Source organism: Chryseobacterium cupriresistens (assembly GCF_046614675.1).
In the GTDB taxonomy this organism is placed as follows: domain Bacteria; phylum Bacteroidota; class Bacteroidia; order Flavobacteriales; family Weeksellaceae; genus Chryseobacterium; species Chryseobacterium cupriresistens.
Map to the genome: position 1 here is coordinate 1 of NZ_JBKKJT010000060.1, position 278 is coordinate 278.

Here is a 278-nt window from a genome sequence, read left to right on the forward strand (position 1 = left end):
GCCATGTTTAATCACCTCGCCTTCAATATCGCTGTGCTGCAGGTCGGCGAGGATATTGTTCAGTTGTTCATCGGATGCCACGACATGTACCCAGAGCTGACCAAACACACCGTGGGCGGTTTGCGTCATTTTCCCATGCAGGATGTTAAACGGCAGGCCGTAGCGCAGGGTCAGTTCACCCACGATCGGCTTATGGGTGCTGTGCCCGGTAAAGGTCAGCCTGATGACCGTGCCTTCCAGATCGTTTGCCAGTTCGGTATTGAAGGTTTCTTCCTCAG

1 protein-coding gene is annotated in these 278 nt (G+C 54.0%); it reads right to left on the reverse strand.

All coding sequences use genetic code 11. The features are described 5' to 3' along the window. A partial coding sequence (locus ACLI50_RS22660; protein WP_411414691.1) for an NIL domain-containing protein occupies positions 1-278 on the reverse strand: 278 nt, incomplete at both ends.